A 22,336-nucleotide genomic window follows, 5' to 3' on the forward strand; every position below is an offset into this window, starting at 1 on the left:
GAAGGGGTGCGCCGTGTCGGAGTCGGTACCGCACGAGGCGCTGCACAAGGACGGCAGCATCCGGGGCCGCGGCTGGATGCTCGACGACGAGCTGCACGGGCACTGGGAGTGGTTCCGCCTCGACGGCACGCTGATGCGCAGCGGCGCCTTCGACCGGGGCCGGCAGGTCGGCGTCTGGACGACGTACGACCGCTCCGGGGCCCCGCACAAGGAGACGCGCTTCGGCGAGTGAGGGCCCTCGTGGCCCGGTGCGCGAGGATCGGGGGATGGTTGCGCAGCGAGGACTCCCCGACGGACGTGCCGACGGAGTGTGGTGCCGATTGGGGGAGCCGCGCACGACGGCGCGGATCGCGCTCGCTGGAGCCGACTGGCTCTGCCTCGATGGGCACCACGGCGCGTTCGACGACGCGGCCGTCGTCGCGACGATGCAGGCGCTCGCCGCGCTTCCCGACCGCCCGCCGGTCGCCGTCCGCGTCGCGGGGCTCTCGGACACCCTGATCGGCCGGGCGCTCGACTCCGGCGCCGACGTCGTGATCGTGCCGATGGTCGAGACGGCGGACGACGCCCGCGCGGCCGCCGCCGCCGCGCACTACCCGCCGGCCGGGCGCCGCAGCTGGGGGCCGATGGCCGAGCTCTGGGGCGGGGAGGTCCCCTCGACGGCCGACGCGCGAGCGGAGCTGTGGGTCATGATCGAGACCCGCGCGGGCCTGGGGGAGGTCGAGCGGATCCTCGCGGTGCCGGGGGTCGCGGGCGTCTTCGTGGGGCCGTTCGACCTCGCGATCGGGCTCGGAGTGGAGCTCGACGGCCTCCTCGCCGCCGACGCCCCCGGGGATCCGCTGCCGACGATCGTCGCCGCCGCCCGCCGCGCGGGGAGGAGCACCGGTGCGTTCGCGGGGGATCCGGTGCGTGCGGAGCGGCTCCGCTCGCTCGGATTCGACCGGGTCGCGGTCGCCACGGACCTCTCACTCATCGCCCGGGGCGCCGCCGCGGTGCTCGGAACCGGGGCCTCGGACCCCTCCGCCTACTGAGGCCACCGCTGGAGCGACCACCGCAGACCGGTGAAGGCCGCGCCCGCCACCACGACGTGGACCAGCACGAGGGCGATCGCGTCGGGCTCGACGAACTCGACCGTCCACCCCGACGGTGCCCACGGCATGCCGCCGAGCAGGGTGCGCGTGACGGTGAGCTGCGTCGCGTGGAACGCGATCGCGACGAGCAGCGGCCCCTCGACCGGCAGCCGCCGGGCCGCGACGAGCGCCAGCCCGAACAGCACCAGCTGCAGCACGTAGGCGATCGGATCGCTCCCCGACGGGATCGGTGACGGCGCAGCGGCCGTCCCTCCCACCAGTGTCGTCACGGCCCACTCCACCGGGCCGATCACGAGCACGAGCAGCGGGAAGAGGGCGGTCGTGGCCGCGGTCGCCACGACGAGCCCCCACCCGTCGCGGAGGTCCGTCCACATCGAGCCGCGCAGCGCGAGCTCTTCGGGCAGGGCCTCGTACAGCGTGATCACCAGGCCGTTCAGCAGCAGGAATCCGGCGAAGGCGAGCGGATCGACGGCCTCGACGCGGATCCAGCCGGCCACTGCCGCGGGCAGCCAGACCGCGAGACCCGATGCGACGCCCACTGCGGCACCGAGCGCGAGCGGGCGGAGCGCGTGCCGGGACAGCCCGAGTCCCATGAGGCTCCGACGGTCGCTCCGACGGTCGCTCCGGCGCCGCAGCAGCACGATCGCGGGCACCACGAGGGCCGACGTCAGCACCGCCTGGATCGACACCACGGCGAGGCGCGGGAGGCCGAGGGCCTGGTGGAGCGCGGTGGCGGTGCCGATCGCGGCGCCGAGTCCGGCTCCGAGAATCAGCCAGGCGAGGAGCGCCCGGAGGAGCGACCGCGTCCGCGACGTGGATCGGCGGTGGGGGGCGGTGCGGATGGTGTCCGTGCGGGCCGTGCTCGTCCGGCCGGTGCTCGCGCGGGCGGTTCTCATGCGGCGGCCCGCTCGTGACGGGTCCCGCTGGGCGCCCGTCTCGGCCAGACCGTGTAGCCGACCGCCGTGATCAGCTCGATCGCCACCACGAGCAGCAGGATCGGGAACACGCCGTCGAGCGCCTCCGTCCGAGCCGGGTCGTCCGCGATCCAGCGCAGGAGCAGCACGGCGCCGGCGGCGATCGCGGCGGCGAGCGTGGTGCGGAGGAGGTCCTTCCAGCACGACACGGCGTACTCGGCGCCGACGAGCTTCCGGGGTGCGGGGCCTCCGGCGAAGCGATGGGCGAAGCGGACGTCGGCGGCGCGGACGAGCGCGTGGCCGTAGGCGATCGAGAAGCCGAGGTAGAGGGCCGCGAGCGAGTGCGCGAAGGAGGCCGTCGCTCCGCTCCGCAGGTCGATCGCCGTCGCGGTCAGCAGCACCAGGTCGACGACCGGTGTCAGGGCGAGCAGTGCGGCGCCGGTGCGGCGCCACCGCAGGACGTAGCGCGCGAGGAGCCCGAGAGCGATGACCACCCAGAAGCCGATCTCGCAGGCGATGACGACGGCCAGGATCATGATTCCCCCTCTTCGAATAGCACAGGTGTGCTACTCCGGAGAAGCTAGCACACCCGTGCTAATCTCGGGTCATGGCCCTCGATCGCGACGCCCGGAAGGCTCGGCTGGCCGAGGCCGTCTGGCGCGTGGTGCGCGAGCGCGGCATCGGCGCGCTGTCGGTCCGCACTGTCGCGGAGGAGGCGGGCGTGGTCGTCGGCTCGCTCCGGCACGTGTTCCCGACCCGCACGGAGCTGGTCGCGTTCTCGGCCGAGCTGATGGTGAGCCGCGCCACCGAGCGGATCCTCGCCACGCCCCGCACGGGCGACGCGCTCGCCGACGCGGTCGCCCTGCTGCGCCACCTCCTGCCGCTCGAGCCGGACAGCCGCGCGGAGCTCGAAGTGAACATCGCGCTGATCGCCGAGACGCCGGCGCTGCCCGAGCTGCGCGGCATCCGCGATCGCGCCCACCGCGAGCTCGCCGAGATGTGCGTGCTGCTCTGCGAATCGGTCGCGGGGCGCCCGCGCGACGCCGACCTGCTCGACGCGGCCCGCCGCCTGCACGCGCTGGTCGACGGGCTCGCGGTGCACCTCCTGCTGCGCGAGGGCGAGGGCGAGTGGGCGGTCGGGGTGCTGCGCGGGGAGCTGGAGCGGCTGCGCTGAGCGGCGCCGCCGCTCGTCCGCTCGCCGCGATTCCTCAGTAGTTGCGGTAAGCGCGCGCGTTCACCGCAACTTCCGGAGGAGCGCGTCGAGGGCCCCGCCCCGCTTCCTCAGTAGTTGCGGTGACCGCGTGCGTTTCCCCGCGACTTCTGGAGAGTCGCGGGAACGCCTCTTTCGTCGGGGTGCCCACCAGCGGTCCGGGAGGGGCGCGACGACGGCCGCCTGCGGCCTACGCTGACCGGATGGACGGACCACTCCCGGGCGGCAACATGAACGACGTCGAGCGCCGCGGCGACACCGTCCTGCGCAACGCCGGACCCTGGACGCCGACCGTGCACCGCTACCTCCGCTACCTCGCCGCCGCCGGGATCGACTGGGCGCCGCAGCCGCTCGGGATCGAGGGCGGGCGTGAGCGGCTCTCGTTCGTCGAGGGGGACGTGCCGCTCTACCCGCTGCCAGCGTGGGTCTGGAGCGACTCCGTCCTGGAGGAGGGGGCGCGGCGACTGCGCGAGCTGCACGACGCGAGCACCGGCTTCGGCCTGGACGGCACCGTCTGGCAGGCACCGGCGAAGGTGCCGGCGGAGGTGATCTGCCACAACGACTTCGCGCCGCACAACCTCGCCTTCCACGACGGTGCCCTGGTCGGCGCCATCGACTTCGACATGTGCTCGCCGGGTCCGCGGCTCTGGGACCTCGCCTACTTCGCGACCCGCGCTGTGCCGCTGACGGCGGTCACTCCGAAGGGGGCGCCCGGGATGGACGACGCCCGGCGCCGCGTCGAGCTCCTCCTGGTCCGCTACGGCTCGGACGCGACGTTGGCGGACGTCCTGCGCGTCGCGGTCATCCGCCTCCACGACCTGGCCGAGCTGTCGATCGGCAAGGCCGAGGAGCTCGGGAAGCCGCACCTCCTCGAGGAGGCGGCGGAGTACTCCGCCGACGCGCGGTTCCTCCGCGGCCTGCTGGACGCCGAGGCGCGCTCCACCTCGGCGTGAGCGGCTACCGGCCCGCCACGCTTCCTCAGTAGTTGCGGTGACCGCTCGCGCTTCCCGCAACTTGCGGAGGAGTGCGCCGGGAGGTCAGTCACGCTCCCGCACTAGTTGCGGTGACCGCTCGCGCTTCCCGCAACTTCTGCAGAAGCGAGGAGGCCGCCCCGCGCCCCGCCTCAGCCCACGTGCACCGCGGGTCGCCGCACCGGGTCCGGCTCGGCGCGCCGCAGCACCTCCCGCGTCACCGGCGCCACCTCGCCCGCCCCCGTGATCAGGAAGCGGAACATGTTCGACAGCGGGCTGCCCTCGGTCCACTCGAAGTAGATCTCGGGGATGACGCCCGTCTCGGACCGGATCTCGAGCAGCACCGCGGCCAGCGTGTTCGGCACGTTGCCGCTGCTTACCTGCAGCACGCGGAAGCCGTGCCGCACGACTCCGCGCACCTCGAGGTCCTCCTCGAAGTTGGACGAGTCGGCCCGGTGCACCTCGAGGAACAGCACGGGCGAGCGGGCCGGGATGTTGCTGTCGCGGCGCTCCTCGCTGAGCTTCGTGCGGTACTCCTGCTCCGAATCCTCGTCGGGCTCGTGCGAGACGATGCGGATCACTCCGTAGTCGTCGGCGTCGGAGCGGACGAAGGCCAGCGCCTGGTCGTCGAGCACGACCGAGGTCGCGCGCAGCTGGAACGACCGCTGCACCCGCGAGATCAACGAGACGACGACGATGCCGACGATGAAGACCGCCGCGATCCGGACTCCGTCGGGCCGCTCGATCACGTTGACGACCGTCGTGTAGACGAAGACGAGCGCGATCAGCGCGAAGCCGATCGTGCGCTTGCGCTGCTTCTGCCGCCGGGCGGAGAGGAACACGGCGACCGACGCCGACGTGATCAGCACGAGCACTCCGGTCGCGTAGGCGCCGCCCTGCGCGTTCACGTCGGCCTCGAACAGGATCGTGACGAGGAACGCGATCGCGGTGAACACCAGCACCAGAGGGCGCACGGCCGCGGCCCACTGCGGAGCCATGCCGTAGCGCGGGAGGTAGCGCGGCACGATGTTGAGCAGCCCGGCCATCGCCGACGCGCCCGCGAACCACAGGATGCAGATGGTGCTGACGTCGTAGACCGTGCCGAAGCCGTCGCCGAGGTACTCGTGGGCGAGGTAGGCGAGTGCGCGCCCGTTGGCCTCGCCGCCGGCCTGGAACTGCGCCTGCGGGATCAGCAGCGTCGTCACGATGCTCGACGTGATGAGGAAGCTCGACATGATGATCGCCGCGGTCATCAGGAGGCGCTTGGCCCCGCGGATCCGCCCGGCCGGATTCGCGGGGGTGTCGCCGGGTGCGCCCGTGATCTGCGGCATCACCGCGACTCCGGTCTCGAAGCCCGAGAGCCCCAGTGCGAGCTTGGGGAACACGATCAGCGCGATCCCCACCATGACCAGCGGATTCCCGTGCTGCGTCGTCAGCGCGCTCCACCAGTCCGAGATCACGACCGGGTTCTCGGCCACGTGCCCGAAGGACACCGCGATCACCACGAGGTTCAGGAGGAGGAACACGGCCACCAGGACGACCGCGATGCCGATCGCCTCCTTGAAGCCCTTGAGGAACACGACGCCCAGCAGGGCGACGAGTCCGAGGGTCAGCGGCACCTCGGCCCCCTCGAACCAGGCCGGCGCGAACGGGTTCTCGACGGCGTGCGCGGTCGCATCCGCCGCCGAGAGGGTGATCGTGATCATGAAGTCGGTGGCCGCGAATCCGAGCAGCACCAGCACGAAGAGCTTGCCGCCCCACCAGGGCAGCAGCCGCTCCAGCATCGCGATCGAGCCCTCGCCGCGGAAGCTCTCGCGCGCGACGCGGCGGTAGACCGGCAGCGCGCCGAACAGCGTCAGCAGCACGAGCACGATCGTGGCGAGCGGCGAGAGCAGCCCCGCGGCGACGGCCGCGATCGCCGGCTGGTAGCCGAGGGTCGAGAAGTAGTCGACGCCCGTGAGGCACATCACCCGCCACCACGAGTGGGTCTTCTCGACGGTGGTCGCGTGCGGGCCCTGGTGCGCTCCGGAGTCCTCGGACAGGCCAGTCAGCATCCAGGCGCGGACGGCGCCGCGCTTCGCGGGCGGAGGAGGAGTGGCGGCGGCACGCGCCGGGGAGGAGGCCACCTCCCGTTTCTACGCCCCGCGAAGGTGCCGCCCGGACCGTTCCGGGAAATCACCCGTGAGGATTCCGTATGGATTTCCCTGTGAGGGCGCTTCCGCCCCCGCGCGGCCCGCAGAACGAAGGCCGGGAGGCGGAGATCGACGCAGACCCTCGAGTCCGCGTCGCTCGGCCTCCGCCCTGCCGGTGTCACCAGTCCACGAGCGCGTCGAGGTCCTCCGCGACGAAGATGCAGAACGGATGCCCTGCCGGATCCGCGAAGACGTACAGCGCCTCCTCCGGGTCGCCGCTCTGGTCGTCGATCACCTCGGCGCCCAGCGCCACGGCCCGCTCGCGCTGCTCCTCGAGCTCGGCGGCGTCCGCCACCATCAGGTCGAGGTGCAGCTGCTGAGGATGCTCGCCCTCGGGCCAGGTCGCCCGCTGCAGCCGGTCGATCCGCTGGAACGTGAGCCGCACCCCCTCGGGCGTGCGCAGCGCGACCCACTCCGCGCGGTCGTCCGATCCGTCGGCCGGCGGCTCGTCGCCGGGCCGGTAGCGGCCGCCGAGGAGGGCGGCGTAGAACGCGGCGAGACCTCGCGCGTCCTCGGTGTCGAGCACGATCTGCCGCAGTCGGAGAGCCATGGCGGCAGGCTACGCCGCGGCCGATCGGGGCGACAGGGTCAGCCGCGCCGGGACCAGGCCGCCCAGTCGCGCGACCAGGGTGCCGAGATCCCGCGCTCCTCGAGGCGGACGAGCTGCTCGGGTTCGGCGGGCGTCCAGCCGCTCGACTCGCCGGCACCGTCGGCGAGCACGAGGCGGGAGCCGATCCGGAGCTCCTCGCCGTCGACGACGCTCTCGGACAGACCGCCCGCTACGACGCCGAGCACGAAGCCCTCGAGGTCCTCCACCAGGCGCACCACGTCGTCGTCGCAGGCGTCGCACCCGCAGTGGGGGAACGCGTCCTGCGTCAGCGCTCCGGCGCGCAGGAGGACGCCGGGGAAGTCGGTGAGGACGAACGTCAGGGGAGAGGCATCGGGTGAGGCGGGCAGGACGGTCACGGCGCGCGCCTCCCGGCCGATCGCGGCTCCCTCCCGCGCGGCCGCGGCGGGGTCGTCCTCGGCCGTGGCGTCGTACGTCGTGACGAGGTGCGCGATGAGCGCGTGCGCGACGGCGTGGAGCGGGGCGAACCGCTCGGGATGGGCGGTGACGGAGTACGTCCCGTCGGGCGGGGATCCCTCCCACCGACGGCCGTAGGGGATCACGGTTCCGCTTCCGTCGGTGAGGACCCGCTGCTCGACGGCCGGGCGGACGTACTCGTTCATGCAGGAGACGGTACGGGCGCTCGGGGGCCGCGGCGAGCCTCACCCCGCGCTCAGCCCGGCGACGAGCGAGGACGCGCCGATCGCCCGGTCCGGCGGATGCTCGTGAACCGGTCCGCAGGAGTCCCCTCCGCTCAGCGGGTCCAGTCGGGCTCGGGGCTCTGCTTCTGCAGCTGGGCCGCCCGCGCCCGGGTCAGGTGGACGGAGTCGCGCACGCGCGTGGGCATCGGGACGAGGTGCTCACCGGGCTCGTGCCCCTCGTCGAGGAGGAGGCGGACGGCCAGGGCGCCCATCTCCTCGAACGGTGCCGCGGCGGTGGTGAGCATGGGATGCAGGTAGACGGCGATGTCGTCGTCGTCGAAGGACACGACGGCGACGTCGCGGCCGACCGTGAGGCCCGCCTCCGCAAGGGCGCGGTAGGCGCCGAACGAGAGCCGGTCGTTGAGGCAGATCAGCGCGTGCGGAGTGACTCCCGCGGCGAGCAGGTCGCGCACCGCCTCGTAGCCGGCCTTGACCGACCACGGCCGGCACGGCAGCTGCGCGATCGGGCGCACGTCGTGCGCGCGCAGGGAGTCCCAGATGCCGTCGAGGCGGCGGCGCACCGCGAGGGTGAGCCACTCGTCGTCGGGCTGGTCGACCGAGCGGCCGACGACGACGACGCCCTCCGTGTGTCCGGCGTCGAGCAGCAGATCGACGATGTCCCGGGCTCCGGCGTGCTCGTCGGGGAGCACGCAGTCCGGCGCCTCCTCCGAGACGGCGTTCAGCATCACCACCGGCGTGCCGCCCACACGGGACGTCAGCCGGAGGGTGTGCGGCCGGGTCGCGGCGTAGATGATCCCGTCGACCTGGCGGTCGGTCAACGCGTCGACGGCGTCGTCGAGGGCGTCCGCCTCGCCCTCGGTCTCGGCGATGAACAGCACGTGGTCCTGCCTCTTCGCCTCGCGGAGGGCGCCCCGGATGAGCCCGCTCGCGAGGCGGTCGACGGTGACCTGCTCCGAGATGAAGCCGATGATGCGGGACTTCCGGGTGCTCAGCGATCGGGCGGTCAGGTTCGGGCGGTAGCCGAGCTCCTCGGCCGCGGCCCTCACACGGTGGGCGGCGTCCTCGGACAGCCGCGTCCCCTGGCGGTCGTTGAGCACGAGGGAGACGGCGGTCGTCGACACGCCTGCTCTCCGTGCGACGTCCGCCATCGTGACTCGCTGCCGGGCCATGGGCCCCCCTCTCGCCGGCCTCCATCGTAGCTTCGGTCTGCTAAACCGCTTGACTCCTGTTGCTAAACCGCATAACTTCACTGATCAAGCGGTTTAGCAACGTCGCTCAGCGGAGAGGAAGCCCATGCGCCCCACGATCACGGCCGAGACGGCCGGACCATGCTGACCCTCGAGCGCTCCTGGGTCTGGGACTTCTGGCTGGCGGACGACGGCGAGAGCTACCACGCCTTCTTCCTGCACGCACCGACGTCCCTCGGGGACGAGCTGCGCCGACACCGCGCGGCGCGCATCGGACACGCCGTGTCGGCGGACCTCGTCTCGTGGACCGTGCTCGAGGAGACGCCGTTCGGCCCGGGGCCCGAGGGCTCCTTCGATGCGTCGGCCACCTGGACGGGCAGCGTCGTGCGGGGCGACGACGGACTCTGGCGCATGTTCTACACGGGCTCGCGCTTCCTCGACGCCGAGCCCGCGATGGCGAACATCGAGACCGTCGGCGTCGCCGTCTCGTCCGATCTCCTCACCTGGGAGAAGCAGCCGGGCCCGGTCGTCTCGGCGGACCCGCGCTGGTACGAGACCTGGGGGACCTCCGGGTGGAAGGAGGAGGCCTGGCGCGACCCGTGGGTCTTCCGCGACCCGGACGGCCGCGGCTGGCACATGCTCGTCACCGCGCGCTCCACCGACGGCGCACTCGAGGACCGCGGGGTGATCGGGCACGCCGTGTCGACCGATCTGGCGACCTGGGAGGTCCGCCAGCCCCTGTCCCGTCCCGGCGCGGGCTTCGCGCACCTCGAGGTTCCGCAGGTCGAGCTCGTCGACGGCCGCTGGCTGCTGCTGTTCTCGTCGACGAACGACTCGATGACCCGCGAGCACGCACTCTCGCACCCGGGAGCCGGGACCTGGGCGGTCGCGGTCGAGGACCCGACGCGCAGCCTCGACGTCTCGGCGGCGCTGCCCCTGACGACCGACTCCCTCTACTCGGGACGGATCGTCCGCGACCGCGACGGGAACTGGACGCTGCTCGCGTTCCACAACTCCGACGAGAGCGGTGCTTTCGTCGGGGGGATCTCGGACCCGATCGCGATCGACGTCGTCGACGGTCGTGCAGTCCTCCGCCACGACGTCCCTGCCGCCTAGCGGCCCCACGACTCACCGGGACCCGCAGGCGAGCCCCGGTTCCTTCCCCACCCAGCCTGCGACAGGCATCCGACGATGGATGCGATCACGAGGAGAATCATGAGAATCACACGCACAGCACGACGAGGTGCACTGGCCGCGGTGGCGGTGGCCACCGCCATCGCGACGATGACCGGCTGCTCGGCGGCCGGCGGCGGCGGCACCGAGGCCGGCGCCGGCGACGGCACCGGCGAGATCGAGGTCTGGGCCCACCAGGGCCAGGACAGCGAGAACGCGGCGCTCCAGGCCGCGGTCGACGGGTTCAACGAGTCGCAGAGCGACGTCACCGCGAACCTCCGACTGATCTCGGGCGACACCTACACGACCACGGTGACCAGCACGCCGAAGGACCAGCTCCCCGACATCCTCGAGATCGACGGGCCGACGCTGGCGAGCTTCGTCTACAACGGCAAGATCACGCCGATCAGCGACTTCGTCGACCAGGCCACCATCGACAACGCCACTCCCGGCTCGGTCGCAGAGGGCACTTCGGACGACGAGCTCTACGCGTTGGCGATGTACGACTCCGCGATGGGCCTCTACGGCAACAAGACCCTTCTCGAGGCCTCGGGCGTCAGCGTCCCGACCTCGTTCGACGAGGCGTGGACCGGGGAGCAGTTCTCGGCGGCGCTGAAGACGCTCGCCGAGGCCAACCCCTCCGGCACCTCGATCGAGCTGAACGAGGCGAGCCTGTCGGGCGAGTGGGGCACCTACGGCTTCGCTCCGCTGATCCAGTCCGCCGGCGGCAATCTCATCGAGGACGGCAAGGCTGCGGGTGCTCTCGACTCGGATGCCAGCGTCGAGGCGCTCACCGAGTTCGCCTCCTGGAAGGACTACTCCGACCCCAACGCCGACGGCAACGCGTTCGTCGACGGGCGGGTGGCGGTCGCCTGGGGCGGTCACTGGAACTACCCCGCCTTCTCCGAGGCGCTCGGTGAGAACCTCGTCGCGCTGCCGCTGCCGGATCTCGGCGAGGGCTCCAAGGCCGGAGCCGGCTCCTGGACCTGGGGCATCGGCTCCGGAACCGAGAACGGCGACGCCGCCGGGTCGTTCCTCGACTACTTGCTGAACGACGAGAACGTCACCGCGATGACCACGGCCAACGGCGCCCCGCCGGCGACGGTCTCGGCGCTGGCCGCCGATGCGCTCTACCAGGAGGGCGGCGGACTCGCCCTCTGGGGTCAGCAGCTGACCGACGCCTGCGCAGCGGATGCGGTCACCGCGGACTGCATCGCCGTCTACCGCCCCGTCACCGCGGGCTACCCGACGATCAGCTCCAAGTTCGCCGGCGCCCTCGCCGCCGTCTGGGGCGGCGCGGACCCGCAGAAGTCCCTGAGCGACGCGGCCGCCGCGATCGACCAGAACTTCGCCGACAACGACGACTACAAGTAGTCGATCGGGTGCGGGCGCCTGCTGGGCGCCCGCACCTCCCCTCCCTCTTCCGACCGTCCGGCACCGACGCCGATGAACGAAGGAACGTCTCCGTGGCCTCACCCGTATCGACGCCGATGCGCCCCGTCCCCCTCGCCAGGAGGCGAGCCCGCGTCCGCTGGAAGGACACCCGCGACGGCGTCCTGATGTCCGCCCCGGCGGTCCTCGGGCTCCTCGCCTTCGTCGCGGTCCCCTTCGTCGCCGCGATCGTCCTCTCGCTCTACAACGTGCAGGTCGAGCAGAGCCGCCCGGCGAAGTTCTGGGGCCTCACCAACTACGTCCGGCTCTTCACCGATCCGGTGATCTCCGGGCCCTTCCTGCGGTCGCTGGTCAACAACCTGGTCTTCGCGATCGTGGTGATCCCCGTGCAGACGGGTCTCGCGCTGCTGCTCGCGGTCCTGCTGAACCGCAAGCTCGCCGGCGTCCGCTTCTTCCGGACCTTCTTCTTCATGCCGGTCGTCTTCCCGATGGCCCTCGTCGCCGTGATCTGGCGCCTCATCCTCGACCGCAGCTCCGACGGACTGCTGAACTCCTCCGTCACCTTCCTCACCGGCGGGCTCGTGCCCGCTCACGACTGGCTCGGGTCCTCCGCCACGGCTCTGGGCTCCGTCATCCTGCTCTCGATCTGGCAGGGCGTGGGCTTCCAGATGGTGATCCTCCTCGCCGCGCTGCAGGAGATCCCGGAGGAGCGCTACGAGGCGGCCCGGCTGGACCGGGCGAGCGGCTGGCAGCAGTTCGTGCACGTCACCGTCCCCGGCATCCGCAACACGCTGATCTTCGTCACCCTGCTGACGACGATCCTCGCGTTCCGCGTCTACGACCAGGTGTTCATCCTGATCCGCACCGCCGGCGCGAACGAGGAGGGCACCCAGACCCTGCTCTACAACGCCACCCAGGCGATCTACGGCGAGAGCAACCTCGGACGCGCGTCCGCGATCTCCGTCGTCCTCTTCCTGATCATCGTCGTCATCACCCTGATCCAGCGTCGGGTCCTCCGCCAAGGGAGCGAGAGTTGAGCACTGCATCCGGCCGCCGGACGGCCCGCACCATCCGCGACTACGCCGTCATGATCGTCGCCGCGGCACTCATGTTCGCGCCGATCTACTACCTCCTGATCGGCAGCCTCAAGCCGTCCTCGCAGGTCCTCGACGGCTTCGCCGGCTTCCTGCCGACGAACCTCTCCTTCGACAACTACGCCAGCGTCTTCGCCGCGCTGAGCTCTGACGCCACCGGCCACTTCTGGCAGTTCTTCGCCAACTCGTTCGTGATCTCGTTCGTCGTCGTCGTCGCCGGCCTCGTCGTCAACTCCCTCGCCGGCTACGCCTTCGCCCGCCTCGAGTGGATCGGCCGCGACAAGGTGTTCCTGCTGATCGTCCTGCTCGTGATCGTCCCGTTCGAATCGGTCGCGATCCCGCTGATGTCCCTGCTGCAGGGCCAGCGCGACACCCTCGTCGTGCAGATGATCCCGTTCATCGCGAACGCGTTCTCGGTGTTCCTCTTCTACACGTTCTTCCTCAACGTCCCGAGGAGCATGGAGGAGGCTGCGCGCCTGGACGGCCTCGGATCGTGGGGCACGTTCCTGCGCATCGTCGTGCCGAACTCGAAGCCCGTGTTCGCGACGGTCGCGATCCTCACCTTCCTCTCCTCGTGGGGCCAGTACCTCTGGCCCTCCCTCGTCACCTCCGACCCGGCCGCGCGACCGCTGCCGCTGGAGATGAGCGTGTTCTCGGCGCAGGTGCCGCCCGACTGGGGACAGACCTTCGCGTTCGGCACGCTGCTCGTGCTGCCGGTGCTGATCGTCTTCCTGATCTTCCAGCGCTACTTCGTCCAGTCGGTCGCCGGCTCCGCCGTCAAGGGATGACCGGGCCCCCCGGCTGAACGGGCTCCCGCGGCGGGCGCTCGTCCTCCCGGTGCGCCGAGGACGGGGGTCGCCCTCGTCACCGCTGGTCGGCGACGAGGGCGACCAGCGCCGTCACCAGCTCCTCCGGCGTCGTCCGCCACATCTGCGGCGAGAGGTGCCCGCTCGCGTGCATGCTCGCGACGCCGTGGGCGCTGGTCAGCAGCATCGCTCCGAAGAGGTCGGCGCGCTCGTCGCCGACGACGCTCCCGACGATGCGGAGGAACTCGGCCTGGGCCCGTCCGGCGGCCTCGATCGCCGAGGTGGGATCCCCGGAGGGCAGCGTGAACATCATGCGGAACACCTCGGGCTCGTGCTGGCCGACGGCGAGGAGCGCCTCGAGGGCCGAGTGGAGGAGCGCCGCCCCGCCGCCCGGACCGGCCGGAGCGAGGGCCTCCAGATCGGCGGTGATCCTGTCCCAGCTCTCGGCGCCGACCGCGGCCAGGAGGCTCTCCTTGTCGGCGAAGTGGCGGTACGCCGCTCCGCGGGAGACCTCGGCCCGCGCGCCCACCTCGCGAAGAGTGACGTTCTGCGGTCCGCCCTCGACGAGGAGCTCGCGGGCGGCATCGAGCAGGGCGCGACGGGTCGCAGCGGCGCTTTCGAGACGACTGACCATTCCGCCATTCTACAGTTGACAACGTCAACCGAGGTGCTACCTTGTTGAGATGACATCGTCACCTGAATCAGAGCTCATCATCGTCACCGGCGCCTCCACCGGAATGGGGGCGGCGACCGTCCGCGAACTGGCCGCTCGCGGCCACCACGTCCTCGCCGGCGTCCGCCGCGAGGCCGACGGGGAGGAGCTGGCATCTGCGCGGATCCGCCCCGTGATCCTCGACATCACCGTGCCCGAGCAGATCGCCGACCTCGCGAGCCTCGTCGAGGCGGACGGCCGCCCCCTCCGCGCCCTGATCAACAACGCGGGCATCGCCGTCAACGCCCCGGTCGAGGTGCTCCCGATGGCGGAGTGGCGTCGGCAGTTCGACGTGAACTTCTTCGGGCACATCGAGGTGACCCAGGCGCTGCTGCCGGCGCTGCTGCGCAGCCGCGGACGCGTCGTCATGATGAGCTCCCTCGGCGGTCGGCTCGCGCAGCCGACCTACGGCGCCTACTCCGGGTCGAAGTTCGCCCTCGAGGCGGTCAGCGATGCGCTCCGCCGAGAGGTCGCGCCGCACGGCGTCACCGTGGCGATCGTCGAGCCCGGAGCGGTCAGGACCGAGATGGTCGGCCGCGGAGGCGTCACGGCGCGCCAGCTGGCCGGCGGGATGACCCCGGACCAGGAGCGGCGGTACGGCGGCCTGATGCACGCGATCCTCGCCCAGTCCGAGGGATTCCTCCGCACCGGTCGCGACGCCTCCCAGGCGGCTCGCGTCATCGCCGCCGCGGCCACGGACGCCAGGCCGAAGACGCGCTACACGATCGGTCGCGACGCCGCGGTGCTCACGCGCCTGGCCCGGATCCTGCCGGACCGCCTCCTCGACCGCGTGCTCGCAGCCGCACTGCGGCCGAACCTCCCCGCTCAGTCCTAGACCTCACCCCCCACTCACCCTCACAGGAAAGAAGGAACCCGTGCCGTCCCTCTCCCAGTCCGTCGTCCTCGTCACCGGAGCGAACGGCGGCATCGGCTCGGCGTACGTGCACGCGGCGCTCGCCCGAGGCGCCGCGAAGGTCTACGCCTCCGCGCGCACGCCTCGCGAGTGGGACGACGACCGCGTCGTCCCACTCACCCTCGACGTCACCGACCCGGCCTCCCTCGCCGCCGCGGTCGCCGCGGCCTCCGACGTCACGGTGCTGATCAACAACGCGGGCGGGCTGCCGGCCACGGCGAGCATCCTCGAAGTCGTCGAGGAGGATCTGCGGCGGACGATGGAGATCAACTTCTTCGCTCCGCTGATGGTCGCGCGGGCGTTCGCCCCGATGCTGGCGGTCGCTCCGGACGCGGTGCTGATCGACATGCACTCGGTCGCGAGCTGGTACGCGTTCGGCGGCCCGTACAGCGCGTCGAAGGCGGCGCTCTGGTCCGCCACGAACTCCCTGCGCCTCGAGCTCGCCCCTCGCGGGGTCCTGGTCACGGGCGTCCACGTCGGCTACGTCGACACGGCGATGGCGGCCCACAGCGACGACCCCAAGATGTCGCCCGCCGACCTCGTCCGCGCGGTGCTCGACGGCGTCGAGAACGGCGCCTTCGAGATCGTGGCCGACGAGCTCAGCGCCCAGGTCAAGGCGGGCCTGGCCGCTCCGATCGAGGTGCTCTACCCGGAGGTGCTGCGCGGCTAGCCGACGGAGGCGCTCGGAGCGAGCGCCGTCGTCGCCGCGCTGAGCGCCGTGATCCGCGCCCAGTCCTGGTCGTCGATCGCCGACTGCGGAGTGAGCCAGCTCCCTCCGACGCACGCCACGTTCGGCAGCGCGAGGTAGTCGGCGGCGTTCCCGACCGAGATCCCGCCCGTGGGGCAGAAGGTCGCGTGCGGGATGGGGCCGCCGAGGGCGGCGAGGTAGGCCGGTCCGCCGGCGGGACCCGCCGGGAAGAACTTGAGCTCGGTCGCGCCCTCCTCCAGGGCCGTCATCACCTCGCCCACGGTCGAGACCCCGGGCAGCACCGGGACGCCGAGCGAGCGGAAGTGGCGGTGCAGCGACCGAGTGAGCCCCGGGCTCACGAGGAACTGCGCGCCCGCCGCCACCGCGGCGTCGGCCTGGTCGGCCGAGAGGACCGTGCCGGCGCCGAGGAGCATGTCGGGCACGTCCGCCGCGATCAGAGCCAGCGACTCGAGGGCGGAAGGGGTGCGGAGGGTGAGCTCGATCAGACCCACTCCGCCCGCGAGCAGCGCCCGCGCGACGGGGACGGCGTCCTCGGGGTCCAGGAGGGTGACGACGGGGATGACGGGGGACACCCGCATCACGTCCAGTTCTGTGGTCATGCGGTGATCTCTTCTCTGATGCCTCGGGCGCCGTGCCGATCGAGGATCCGGTACCAGTCGGTGAGCAGGGCGGTGAGGACGGGGTTCTCGGCGAGGTCGGGTCCGAAGACCTTCCGGTAGCGCAGCAGCGCCGGGACGACCGCCGTCGACGAGCGGTCGTCGGGCAGGAGCGCTCTGAGCTCCGCCGCCCAGGGGTCGGCGATCTCGGTGGCGGTCGCCACGTGGTGGAGCCATGCGGCGACGCCGAGGGCCGCCCAGCGCGGTTCGCGACCGGCGGCGAGCGACGCCCGGACGGTGCTCAGCAGCCGCAGCGGGACCTTCTGCGATCCGTCGGACGCGACCTTGGCCGTCGTGTGCCCGAGAGCGGGGTTCGCGAAGCGCCGCAGCACCGACTCCGAGTAGTCCGGGCCGTCGAGCCCGGTCGGGAGGGCGATGGTCGGCAGCGCGTCGTCGGCCATCATGCTCTGCGCGGCTCGGCGGAAGGCGGGGTCGTCGACCGTCTCGGCGATCGTCGTCAGACCGGCGGCGAGCCCGAGGTAGGCGAGGAGCGAGTGACTGGCGTTGAGCAGTCGCAGCTTGGCCGACTCCCACGGCTCGACGTCGCTCGTGAGGAGCGCGCCGGCCGACTCCCAGGCGGGGCGGTCGGCGGCGAAGTCGTTCTCGAGCACCCACTGGCCGAACGGCTCGGCGACCACGCCGCCCTCGTCGCGGAGGCCCGTCCCCTGCTCGATCGCGTCGAGATCGGCTGCGGTCGTGGCGGGGACCATCCGGTCGACCATCGTGCTCGGGAATCGCACGTTGTCCGCGATCCACTCGTGCAGCGGCGCCGACTCGACGGACGGGAGCGCCGCGGCGAAGTCGAGGACGAGGGCGCGCGTGAGGGCGCCGTTCGCCGGCAGGTTGTCGCAGGACACGACCGAGACGGGTCCGACGTCGTCGAGGAGCCGCGCCTGCAGCCCGCGGGCGATCTGCCCCACGGCGGTGACCGGCGGGAGTCCCGAGAGGTCGGCGCGCACGTCCGGGTCGTCGGTGTCGAGCCCGCCCGTCTCGGGGCGGATCCGATAGCCCTTCTCGGTCACGGTCAGCGTGACGACCGCCGTCCTCGGATCGGCGATGCGGTCGACGACCGCCGCGGAGTCGCTCCGACCGGCGAGGACGCCGGTGACGGAGGAGACGATCCGAGGGGGCCGGGACCCCTCGCCGCGCTCGACGACCGTGTAGAGCCCGTCCTGCGGTGACAGCTGGCGCACGACGGTGTCGGAGGTCTGCGTCACTCCGGTGATCCCCCACCGCGTGTCCCCGGTCCGGAGCGCGGCGTCCTCGGTGAAGACCGCGGTGTGGGCGCGGGCGAAGGCACCGAGGCCCAGGTGGACGATCCCCGGTTCGATCCGCTCGCGCGGGATCGAGGGGCGCAGGCCCGCGGCGGACAGGGCCGCGAGGGAGAGGCGCGTCATGCCCTCGCCCCCGCGTGCGCCCTGGTCTGCTCGAGGGTCGGTACGAGGCCGGTCCCGCCGCGGCCCCCGACGACGAGGGATGCGGCGGCCGCGGCGAGTGCGGTGGCCACGACGAGCGGGTCGCCGAGGACGGTGCGGGCGGTGAGGGTGCCCACGAAGGCGTCGCCGGCGCCCGTCTGGTCGACGACGAGCGGAGCGGGGACGGCGTCGACCCAGAACGACTCGCCGGCCGTCTCGACGTGGACGCCCTTCGAGCCGCAGGTGACGGCGACGACGCCCGCGCCGAGATCGAGCAGTGCGCGGGCGGCCTCGGCCGCGGTGGCGGCGTCGAGCAGCGCCGTGGTCTCGCCGGGGAAGGAGGGGGTGATGAGCGCGGCCGAGGCGGCGATCCTCCGCAGGTCGGCCGCGGCGTCGGCGGCGTCGATGAGCCGGGGCCGGTGGTTCGGGTCGTAGACGAACCGCCGCGAGATCTCGGCGGCGTGCAGCACGAGCGAGCGGGAGGACTCCGAGATCGCGCAGGCGATGCCGCTGGCGACGACCGCTCCGGCGGAGCGGAGCACGTCGTCGTCGACGTCGTCGACCGCGAGCGTCGAGCCGACGCTGCCCGAGCGCGCGTACGAGAACTCGCGCTCGCCGTCGGGGTCGCTGTGCACGAGGTACACGCCCTGCTGGCCGCGGCGGAAGCGGAGCAGGTCGGTGGAGATGCCGAGGGCGCGCACCCGGTCGGCGACGGCGCGGCCGAGCTCGTCGTCGGTCAGGACGGCGAGCAGGCCCACCCGGGCTCCGGCGGCCGCGGCGGAGGCGGCGACGTTGAGGGCGTCGCCCGAGACCCCGAGCACCGCGGGGACGCCGTGCCCGAAGGCGCTCTCGGTGGCGACCTCGACGAGGACCTCGCCGATCGCGACGACGTCGAAGGAGGGAGTCGTGTCGACGGCGCTCACCAGTCGTGCACCGATCCGTCGAGCCGGCGGTTCACCGGCAGGTACTTGGGGTCGTACGGGAAGCGCCGTGCGGCCTCCTCGTCGAACTCGATGCCCAGGCCCGGCGCGTCGCCGGGGTGCATGTAGCCGTCGTCGAAGCGGTAGCTCGAGTGGAACACCTCGTTCACCGGGTCGCGGTGGCCCATGTACTCCTGGATCCCGAAGTTCGGGATGCTCAGGTCGACGTGCAGGGCGGCCGACATCGCGATCGGCGACAGGTCGCCGGCGCCGTGGGATCCGGAGCGCACGCCGTACAGATCGGCCAGCGAGAAGATCCGGCGCAGGTGGGTGATGCCGCCGGCGTGCGACACCGAGGTGCGGATGTAGTCGATCAGCCGCTCCGTGATCAGCTGCTGGCAGTCCCAGATGGAGTTGAAGATCTCGCCCACGGCGAGGGGGGTGGTGGTGTGGCTGCGGATCAGGCGGAACGCCGACTGGTCCTCGGCCGGGGTCGGGTCCTCGATCCAGAAGGGCCGGTACGGCTCGACCGCGGCGCCGAGGCGGCCCGCCTCGATGGGGGAGAGGCGGTGGTGCACGTCGTGCAGCAGGTGCACTCCGTAGCCGAACTCCTCGCGCAGGTGCGCCATCATCGTCGGCGCGAAGTCGAGGTAGGCGGTCGTCTCCCACGAGTCCTCCTGCGGCACGTTCCCGCTCGCGGGCTCGTAGAGCTTCCCGTCCGCCGGGGCGATGCCGTAGGTCTTCTCGAGGCCCGGGATCGCGGCCTGGGCGCGGATGGCCTTGTAGCCGAGGTCGAGGTGCTCCTGGAAGTCCTCGTCGAGCTCGTCGAGCGTGGAGCCGCTGGCGTGGCCGTAGACCATCACGCCGTCGCGGGCGGCTCCGCCGAGGAGCTGGTAGACGGGCATCCCGGCGGCCTTGCCCTTGATGTCCCAGAGCGCCACGTCGATGGCCGCGATCGCGGTCATGGTGACCGGCCCCCGCCGCCAGTAGGCGCCCTTGTAGAAGTACTGCCACGTGTCCTCGATGCGGCGCGCGTCGCGGCCGATCAGGAGGGGGCAGAGGTGGTCCTCGAGGTAGGACGCGACCGAGAGCTCGCGGCCGTTGAGGGTCGCGTCCCCGACTCCGATCACCCCGTCCTCGGTCTCGAGGACGAGCGTCACGTAGTTCCTCCCGGGGGAGGAGACGACCACTCGGGCGTCGGTGATCTTCACGGTGCCACCTTCTTCACGGGGGTTCCCCCGGTCTCGGAGCGGTGCCCGCCGAGGCGGAGCATCACCTTGCTGCTGCCCGACGCGGGGTCCGCCGCGGTGCGCAGCGCCTCCTCGGCGTCGGCCAGGTCGAACTCGTGGGTCATGAGGGGCGAGAGGTCGAGGCCGTCGCGCATCGCGGCGACCGCGTCCGTGATCTCGTCCACGAACCGGAAGCTGCCGATCCACGTGATCTCGCGGGTGACGAGGTCGCCCAGCGCGGCCGGCGCCGCAGCGCCCGGCAGGTTGCCGACCTGCACCACGATGCCGCCGCGCGCCGTGGCGTGCAGCACCGAGCCCAGCGCGGCCGGAGCGCCGGACGCCTCGAAGACGAGCTCGGAGTCCTCGGGGAGGACGTCGCCGGAGGAGACGTCGCGCGTCTCGTCGGCGCCCATGCGGCGGGCGATCTCGAGCGACGCCGCGCTCAGGTCGGCGGCGACGATGCGACCGGCGCCCGCGTGGCGGAGGGCCGCGATCACCAGGGAGCCGATGGGTCCGGCTCCGTTCACGACCACGTCCCGCCCGCGCACGTCGCCTGCGCGGCGGACCGCGTGCATCGCGACGGCGAGCGGTTCGGCGAGGGCGCCGTGCCGCGTGTCGACTCCGTCGGGCAGCGCGCGGAGCTGGTGCGCGAGCACCGTCTTCGCCTCGCTGAATCCGCCGTCGGCGTGCGGGTGGAAGGCCGCCGAGCCGTAGTAGCGGATCGCGGGGTGGAGGTTGGTGCGGCCCGCGATCCGCTCGGGCAGGCCCGGGTCGCCGACGAGTTCGGACGGGTGGACGGTGACCGCCTGCCCGATCTCCCAGCCTTCGACGCCCTCGCCCAGCTGGGCGATGCGGCCGGCGAACTCGTGGCCGAGCACGAGCGGATCCACGAGGCGCGCGGTCCCGGAGGAGCCGTGCTTCCAGTAGCTGAGGTCGGATCCGCAGATCCCGCCCCACTCGACCGCCAGGACGACCTGGCCGGGGCCTGCGATCGGATCGGGACGCTCGTCGATCCGCAGATCGCCCGCCCCGTGCACCACGACGGCTCTCATACCGCGTCCTCCAGTCGCACCATGTCGCGTCCGCGGACCTCGGGGCTGAGCACCGCCGAGACGAGCGTGACGAGGGAGTAGCCGATCACCATCGCGGCGAGGGGCCACCAGGACCCTGTCACGGCGGTGAGGGTGGCGGCCAGCACCGGGCCGATCGCGGTGGTGAGGATGCCGCCGATCTCCTTCGCGAGCGCCAGCTGGGTGAAGCGGGTGCGGGCTCCGAAGAGCTCGGCCATGGTGACGGACTCGAGTGAGAAGAGCGCGAGCACTCCGATGTTCAGTCCCACCACGATGCCGATCGTCATCAGGACGGGGTCGCCGCTGGTGACCATGAGCATCATCGGGATCGCGAACAGGATCGTGAGCGAGGTGAAGACGATGTAGAGCGGGCGCCGGCCGAAGCGGTCGCCCAGGATCCCGAGCAGGGGCACCGTGACGAAGCCGCAGAGGGAGCCGATCACGATCGCGCTCGTGCCGATCGACTTGTCGCTGAGCATGACCGTCGCGATGTAGCCGATCAGGAAGGTCTGGATGAGGCCCGAGTTGCCCGCCTGGCCGAAGCGCAGGCCGAGAGCGATCAGGAACGCCTTGCCCTTCTTCTGCTTCAGGGCGGTCTCGATGCTGCCGGTGCCGGCGATGAGGGCCTGCTCGGCGAGCTGCTTCTTGGTGAGTGCCACGCCGTCGACGAGGTCGTCGCGCTGCTCGAAGACCGGGCTCTCCTTCAGCGAGGTGCGGATCCACACGGCGAGGATGAGGAGCACGAAGCTCGCGAGGAACGGCACACGCCAGCCCCAGGTGATCAGGTCCTCGTCCGAGAGTGTCGCGACCAGGATCGCCCAGAGCGCCGAGGCGCCCAGGGTGCCGGAGTTGGTGCCCAGGGAGACGAGCGACGAGATCAGTCCGCGCTTCTTGACCGGGGCGTACTCGGCGAGCATCACCGTCGCGCCGGCGATCTCGGCTCCGGCTCCGAAGCCCTGCAGCAGGCGGAGGAAGACCAGCAGGATCGGGGCCAGCAGGCCCACCTGCTGGTAGGTCGGCAGCACGCCGATCAGCGTGGTCGAGACGCCCATCAGGGCGATCGTGAGGAACAGCACCTTCTTGCGGCCGATGCGGTCGCCCATCCGGCCGAAGTAGATCGCACCGAGGAGGCGGGCGACGTAGCCGACCCCGTACGTGGCCATCGCGGCGATCAGGCCGACGGCCGGGTCGAACTCCGGGAAGAAGATGCGGTTGAAGACGATGGCGGCGGCCAGCGAGTAGAGCTGGAAGTCCATGAACTCCATCGCTGTGCCGAGCCAGCCCGAGACGGCGACCTTCGCGAGGTCCTTCGTCGAGCGCACCCCCTTCTGGTCGGGGTTCTCCGTCGAGGACGACGCGGTGGATCTCTGGGACATCCGGTGCTCCTTTGCATGCGGGGATCGGCGGCGAGGGCTC

23 protein-coding genes are annotated in these 22,336 nt (G+C 72.0%); 10 read left to right on the forward strand and 13 right to left on the reverse strand.

The genetic code is table 11. The annotated features are described in order from the left end of the window. The first annotated feature begins 13 nt into the window (after positions 1-13). Complete coding sequence (locus IOC53_RS07745; RefSeq protein WP_207404181.1) at positions 14-232, forward strand: toxin-antitoxin system YwqK family antitoxin; 219 nt, start codon at positions 14-16, stop codon at positions 230-232. A 34-nt stretch (positions 233-266) separates the two neighbouring features. Further along, complete coding sequence (locus tag IOC53_RS07750; RefSeq protein WP_207404183.1) at positions 267-1,028, forward strand: HpcH/HpaI aldolase/citrate lyase family protein; 762 nt, start codon at positions 267-269, stop codon at positions 1,026-1,028. Here the strand turns inward: IOC53_RS07750 and IOC53_RS07755 are convergent. Together IOC53_RS07755 and IOC53_RS07760 are read right to left on the reverse strand one after the other, a co-directional pair. Then, entirely contained in the window at positions 1,022-1,984 is a 963-nt protein-coding gene (locus IOC53_RS07755; RefSeq protein WP_207404193.1) for a type II CAAX prenyl endopeptidase Rce1 family protein, read from the reverse strand. The two genes, IOC53_RS07750 and IOC53_RS07755, sit on opposite strands and share 7 nt — an antisense overlap. Next, positions 1,981-2,538 (reverse strand): hypothetical protein, encoded by a 558-nt coding sequence (locus IOC53_RS07760; protein ID WP_207404202.1) that lies wholly within the window; start codon positions 2,536-2,538, stop codon positions 1,981-1,983. Before IOC53_RS07760 ends, IOC53_RS07755 begins: the two co-directional genes overlap by 4 nt. 71 nt (positions 2,539-2,609) lie before the next feature. Between IOC53_RS07760 and IOC53_RS07765 the strand changes: the two genes are divergently transcribed. Continuing rightward, positions 2,610-3,176 carry a TetR/AcrR family transcriptional regulator gene (locus IOC53_RS07765; RefSeq protein WP_207404211.1) on the forward strand — a complete coding sequence of 189 codons (567 nt, stop codon included), beginning with the start codon at positions 2,610-2,612 and terminating at the stop codon, positions 3,174-3,176. 239 nt (positions 3,177-3,415) lie between these two features. Continuing rightward, on the forward strand, positions 3,416-4,165 hold the full coding sequence (locus IOC53_RS07770) for a phosphotransferase (RefSeq protein ID WP_207404220.1): 750 nt from the start codon (positions 3,416-3,418) through the stop codon (positions 4,163-4,165). A 170-nt stretch (positions 4,166-4,335) separates the two neighbouring features. Here IOC53_RS07770 and IOC53_RS07775 read toward each other — a convergent pair whose 3' ends face one another. From IOC53_RS07775 to IOC53_RS07790, 4 genes are all read right to left on the reverse strand, one after another. Then, positions 4,336-6,237 carry an amino acid transporter gene (locus IOC53_RS07775; protein WP_242683084.1) on the reverse strand — a complete coding sequence of 634 codons (1,902 nt, stop codon included), beginning with the start codon at positions 6,235-6,237 and terminating at the stop codon, positions 4,336-4,338. A gap of 256 nt (positions 6,238-6,493) precedes the next feature. Next, entirely contained in the window at positions 6,494-6,925 is a 432-nt protein-coding gene (locus tag IOC53_RS07780) for a VOC family protein (protein ID WP_207404224.1), read from the reverse strand. Between the two features lie 38 nt (positions 6,926-6,963). Then, positions 6,964-7,605: a DUF6226 family protein gene (locus IOC53_RS07785; RefSeq protein WP_207404226.1), complete on the reverse strand. Its 642-nt coding sequence runs from the start codon at positions 7,603-7,605 to the stop codon at positions 6,964-6,966. Between the two features lie 131 nt (positions 7,606-7,736). Beyond that, a complete protein-coding gene (locus IOC53_RS07790) occupies positions 7,737-8,813 on the reverse strand; it encodes a LacI family DNA-binding transcriptional regulator (RefSeq protein ID WP_207404228.1) in 1,077 nt (358 codons plus the stop codon). A 159-nt stretch (positions 8,814-8,972) separates the two neighbouring features. Between IOC53_RS07790 and IOC53_RS07795 the strand changes: the two genes are divergently transcribed. From IOC53_RS07795 to IOC53_RS07810, 4 genes are all read left to right on the forward strand, one after another. Next, positions 8,973-9,947 carry a glycosyl hydrolase family 32 gene (locus tag IOC53_RS07795; protein WP_207404230.1) on the forward strand — a complete coding sequence of 325 codons (975 nt, stop codon included), beginning with the start codon at positions 8,973-8,975 and terminating at the stop codon, positions 9,945-9,947. A gap of 99 nt (positions 9,948-10,046) precedes the next feature. Continuing rightward, a complete protein-coding gene (locus IOC53_RS07800) occupies positions 10,047-11,378 on the forward strand; it encodes an extracellular solute-binding protein (RefSeq protein ID WP_207404233.1) in 1,332 nt (443 codons plus the stop codon). Positions 11,379-11,470: 92 nt separating this feature from the next. Next, a complete protein-coding gene (locus IOC53_RS07805) occupies positions 11,471-12,433 on the forward strand; it encodes a carbohydrate ABC transporter permease (protein WP_235576970.1) in 963 nt (320 codons plus the stop codon). Continuing rightward, complete coding sequence (locus IOC53_RS07810) at positions 12,430-13,278, forward strand: carbohydrate ABC transporter permease (RefSeq protein ID WP_242683068.1); 849 nt, start codon at positions 12,430-12,432, stop codon at positions 13,276-13,278. The genes IOC53_RS07805 and IOC53_RS07810 overlap by 4 nt, the downstream gene beginning before the upstream one ends. Positions 13,279-13,354: 76 nt before the next feature. Here the strand turns inward: IOC53_RS07810 and IOC53_RS07815 are convergent, their stop codons facing one another. Then, entirely contained in the window at positions 13,355-13,930 is a 576-nt protein-coding gene (locus IOC53_RS07815; RefSeq protein WP_207404237.1) for a TetR/AcrR family transcriptional regulator, read from the reverse strand. 49 nt (positions 13,931-13,979) lie between these two features. Between IOC53_RS07815 and IOC53_RS07820 the strand changes: the two genes are divergently transcribed. Both IOC53_RS07820 and IOC53_RS07825 read left to right on the forward strand, forming a co-directional pair. Beyond that, positions 13,980-14,843 carry an SDR family NAD(P)-dependent oxidoreductase gene (locus IOC53_RS07820; protein ID WP_207404249.1) on the forward strand — a complete coding sequence of 288 codons (864 nt, stop codon included), beginning with the start codon at positions 13,980-13,982 and terminating at the stop codon, positions 14,841-14,843. Positions 14,844-14,883: 40 nt separating this feature from the next. Then, the gene (locus IOC53_RS07825) at positions 14,884-15,591 is read left to right on the forward strand and encodes an SDR family oxidoreductase (protein WP_207404253.1); all 708 of its coding nucleotides are present in this window, start codon (positions 14,884-14,886) and stop codon (positions 15,589-15,591) included. On the opposite strand, the gene eda is transcribed toward IOC53_RS07825, so the two are convergent. From eda to IOC53_RS07855, 6 genes are read right to left on the reverse strand one after another with little or no spacing between them, the layout of a single operon-like run. Beyond that, the gene (gene eda, locus IOC53_RS07830; protein WP_207404257.1) at positions 15,588-16,229 is read right to left on the reverse strand and encodes a bifunctional 4-hydroxy-2-oxoglutarate aldolase/2-dehydro-3-deoxy-phosphogluconate aldolase; all 642 of its coding nucleotides are present in this window, start codon (positions 16,227-16,229) and stop codon (positions 15,588-15,590) included. The genes IOC53_RS07825 and eda overlap by 4 nt on opposite strands. Next, positions 16,226-17,683 (reverse strand): mannitol dehydrogenase family protein, encoded by a 1,458-nt coding sequence (locus tag IOC53_RS07835; RefSeq protein ID WP_207404261.1) that lies wholly within the window; start codon positions 17,681-17,683, stop codon positions 16,226-16,228. Before IOC53_RS07835 ends, eda begins: the two co-directional genes overlap by 4 nt. Further along, positions 17,680-18,624 carry a PfkB family carbohydrate kinase gene (locus tag IOC53_RS07840; RefSeq protein ID WP_307786106.1) on the reverse strand — a complete coding sequence of 315 codons (945 nt, stop codon included), beginning with the start codon at positions 18,622-18,624 and terminating at the stop codon, positions 17,680-17,682. The genes IOC53_RS07835 and IOC53_RS07840 overlap by 4 nt, the downstream gene beginning before the upstream one ends. After that, positions 18,621-19,832, reverse strand: a complete 1,212-nt coding sequence (gene manD / locus IOC53_RS07845) for a D-mannonate dehydratase ManD (RefSeq protein ID WP_207404264.1) — start codon at positions 19,830-19,832, stop codon at positions 18,621-18,623. The genes IOC53_RS07840 and manD overlap by 4 nt, the downstream gene beginning before the upstream one ends. After that, positions 19,829-20,902, reverse strand: coding sequence for an L-idonate 5-dehydrogenase (locus IOC53_RS07850; RefSeq protein WP_207404267.1), 1,074 nt, complete (start codon positions 20,900-20,902; stop codon positions 19,829-19,831). Before IOC53_RS07850 ends, manD begins: the two co-directional genes overlap by 4 nt. Further along, on the reverse strand, positions 20,899-22,296 hold the full coding sequence (locus tag IOC53_RS07855; RefSeq protein WP_207404290.1) for an MFS transporter: 1,398 nt from the start codon (positions 22,294-22,296) through the stop codon (positions 20,899-20,901). Before IOC53_RS07855 ends, IOC53_RS07850 begins: the two co-directional genes overlap by 4 nt. Positions 22,297-22,336: the final 40 nt, after the last annotated feature.

Source organism: Rathayibacter sp. SD072 (assembly GCF_017355185.1).
Classification (GTDB): Bacteria; Actinomycetota; Actinomycetes; order Actinomycetales; family Microbacteriaceae; genus Rathayibacter.

Bases quoted from the DNA above. Each gene is read 5' to 3' on its own strand.
- IOC53_RS07760 (WP_207404202.1), bottom strand. From the start codon at position 2,538: ATGATCCTGGCCGTCGTCATCGCCTGCGAGATCGGCTTCTGGGTGGTC.
- IOC53_RS07795 (WP_207404230.1), top strand. From the start codon at position 8,973: ATGCTGACCCTCGAGCGCTCCTGGGTCTGGGACTTCTGGCTGGCGGAC.
- IOC53_RS07855 (WP_207404290.1), bottom strand. From the start codon at position 22,296: ATGTCCCAGAGATCCACCGCGTCGTCCTCGACGGAGAACCCCGACCAG.
- IOC53_RS07815 (WP_207404237.1), bottom strand. From the start codon at position 13,930: ATGGTCAGTCGTCTCGAAAGCGCCGCTGCGACCCGTCGCGCCCTGCTC.
- IOC53_RS07790 (WP_207404228.1), bottom strand. From the start codon at position 8,813: ATGGCCCGGCAGCGAGTCACGATGGCGGACGTCGCACGGAGAGCAGGC.
- IOC53_RS07770 (WP_207404220.1), top strand. From the start codon at position 3,416: ATGGACGGACCACTCCCGGGCGGCAACATGAACGACGTCGAGCGCCGC.
- IOC53_RS07800 (WP_207404233.1), top strand. From the start codon at position 10,047: ATGAGAATCACACGCACAGCACGACGAGGTGCACTGGCCGCGGTGGCG.
- IOC53_RS07750 (WP_207404183.1), top strand. From the start codon at position 267: ATGGTTGCGCAGCGAGGACTCCCCGACGGACGTGCCGACGGAGTGTGG.
- IOC53_RS07775 (WP_242683084.1), bottom strand. From the start codon at position 6,237: ATGCTGACTGGCCTGTCCGAGGACTCCGGAGCGCACCAGGGCCCGCAC.
- IOC53_RS07780 (WP_207404224.1), bottom strand. From the start codon at position 6,925: ATGGCTCTCCGACTGCGGCAGATCGTGCTCGACACCGAGGACGCGCGA.
- IOC53_RS07765 (WP_207404211.1), top strand. From the start codon at position 2,610: ATGGCCCTCGATCGCGACGCCCGGAAGGCTCGGCTGGCCGAGGCCGTC.
- eda (WP_207404257.1), bottom strand. From the start codon at position 16,229: ATGACCACAGAACTGGACGTGATGCGGGTGTCCCCCGTCATCCCCGTC.
- IOC53_RS07850 (WP_207404267.1), bottom strand. From the start codon at position 20,902: ATGAGAGCCGTCGTGGTGCACGGGGCGGGCGATCTGCGGATCGACGAG.
- IOC53_RS07755 (WP_207404193.1), bottom strand. From the start codon at position 1,984: ATGAGAACCGCCCGCGCGAGCACCGGCCGGACGAGCACGGCCCGCACG.
- IOC53_RS07785 (WP_207404226.1), bottom strand. From the start codon at position 7,605: ATGAACGAGTACGTCCGCCCGGCCGTCGAGCAGCGGGTCCTCACCGAC.
- IOC53_RS07820 (WP_207404249.1), top strand. From the start codon at position 13,980: ATGACATCGTCACCTGAATCAGAGCTCATCATCGTCACCGGCGCCTCC.
- IOC53_RS07835 (WP_207404261.1), bottom strand. From the start codon at position 17,683: ATGACGCGCCTCTCCCTCGCGGCCCTGTCCGCCGCGGGCCTGCGCCCC.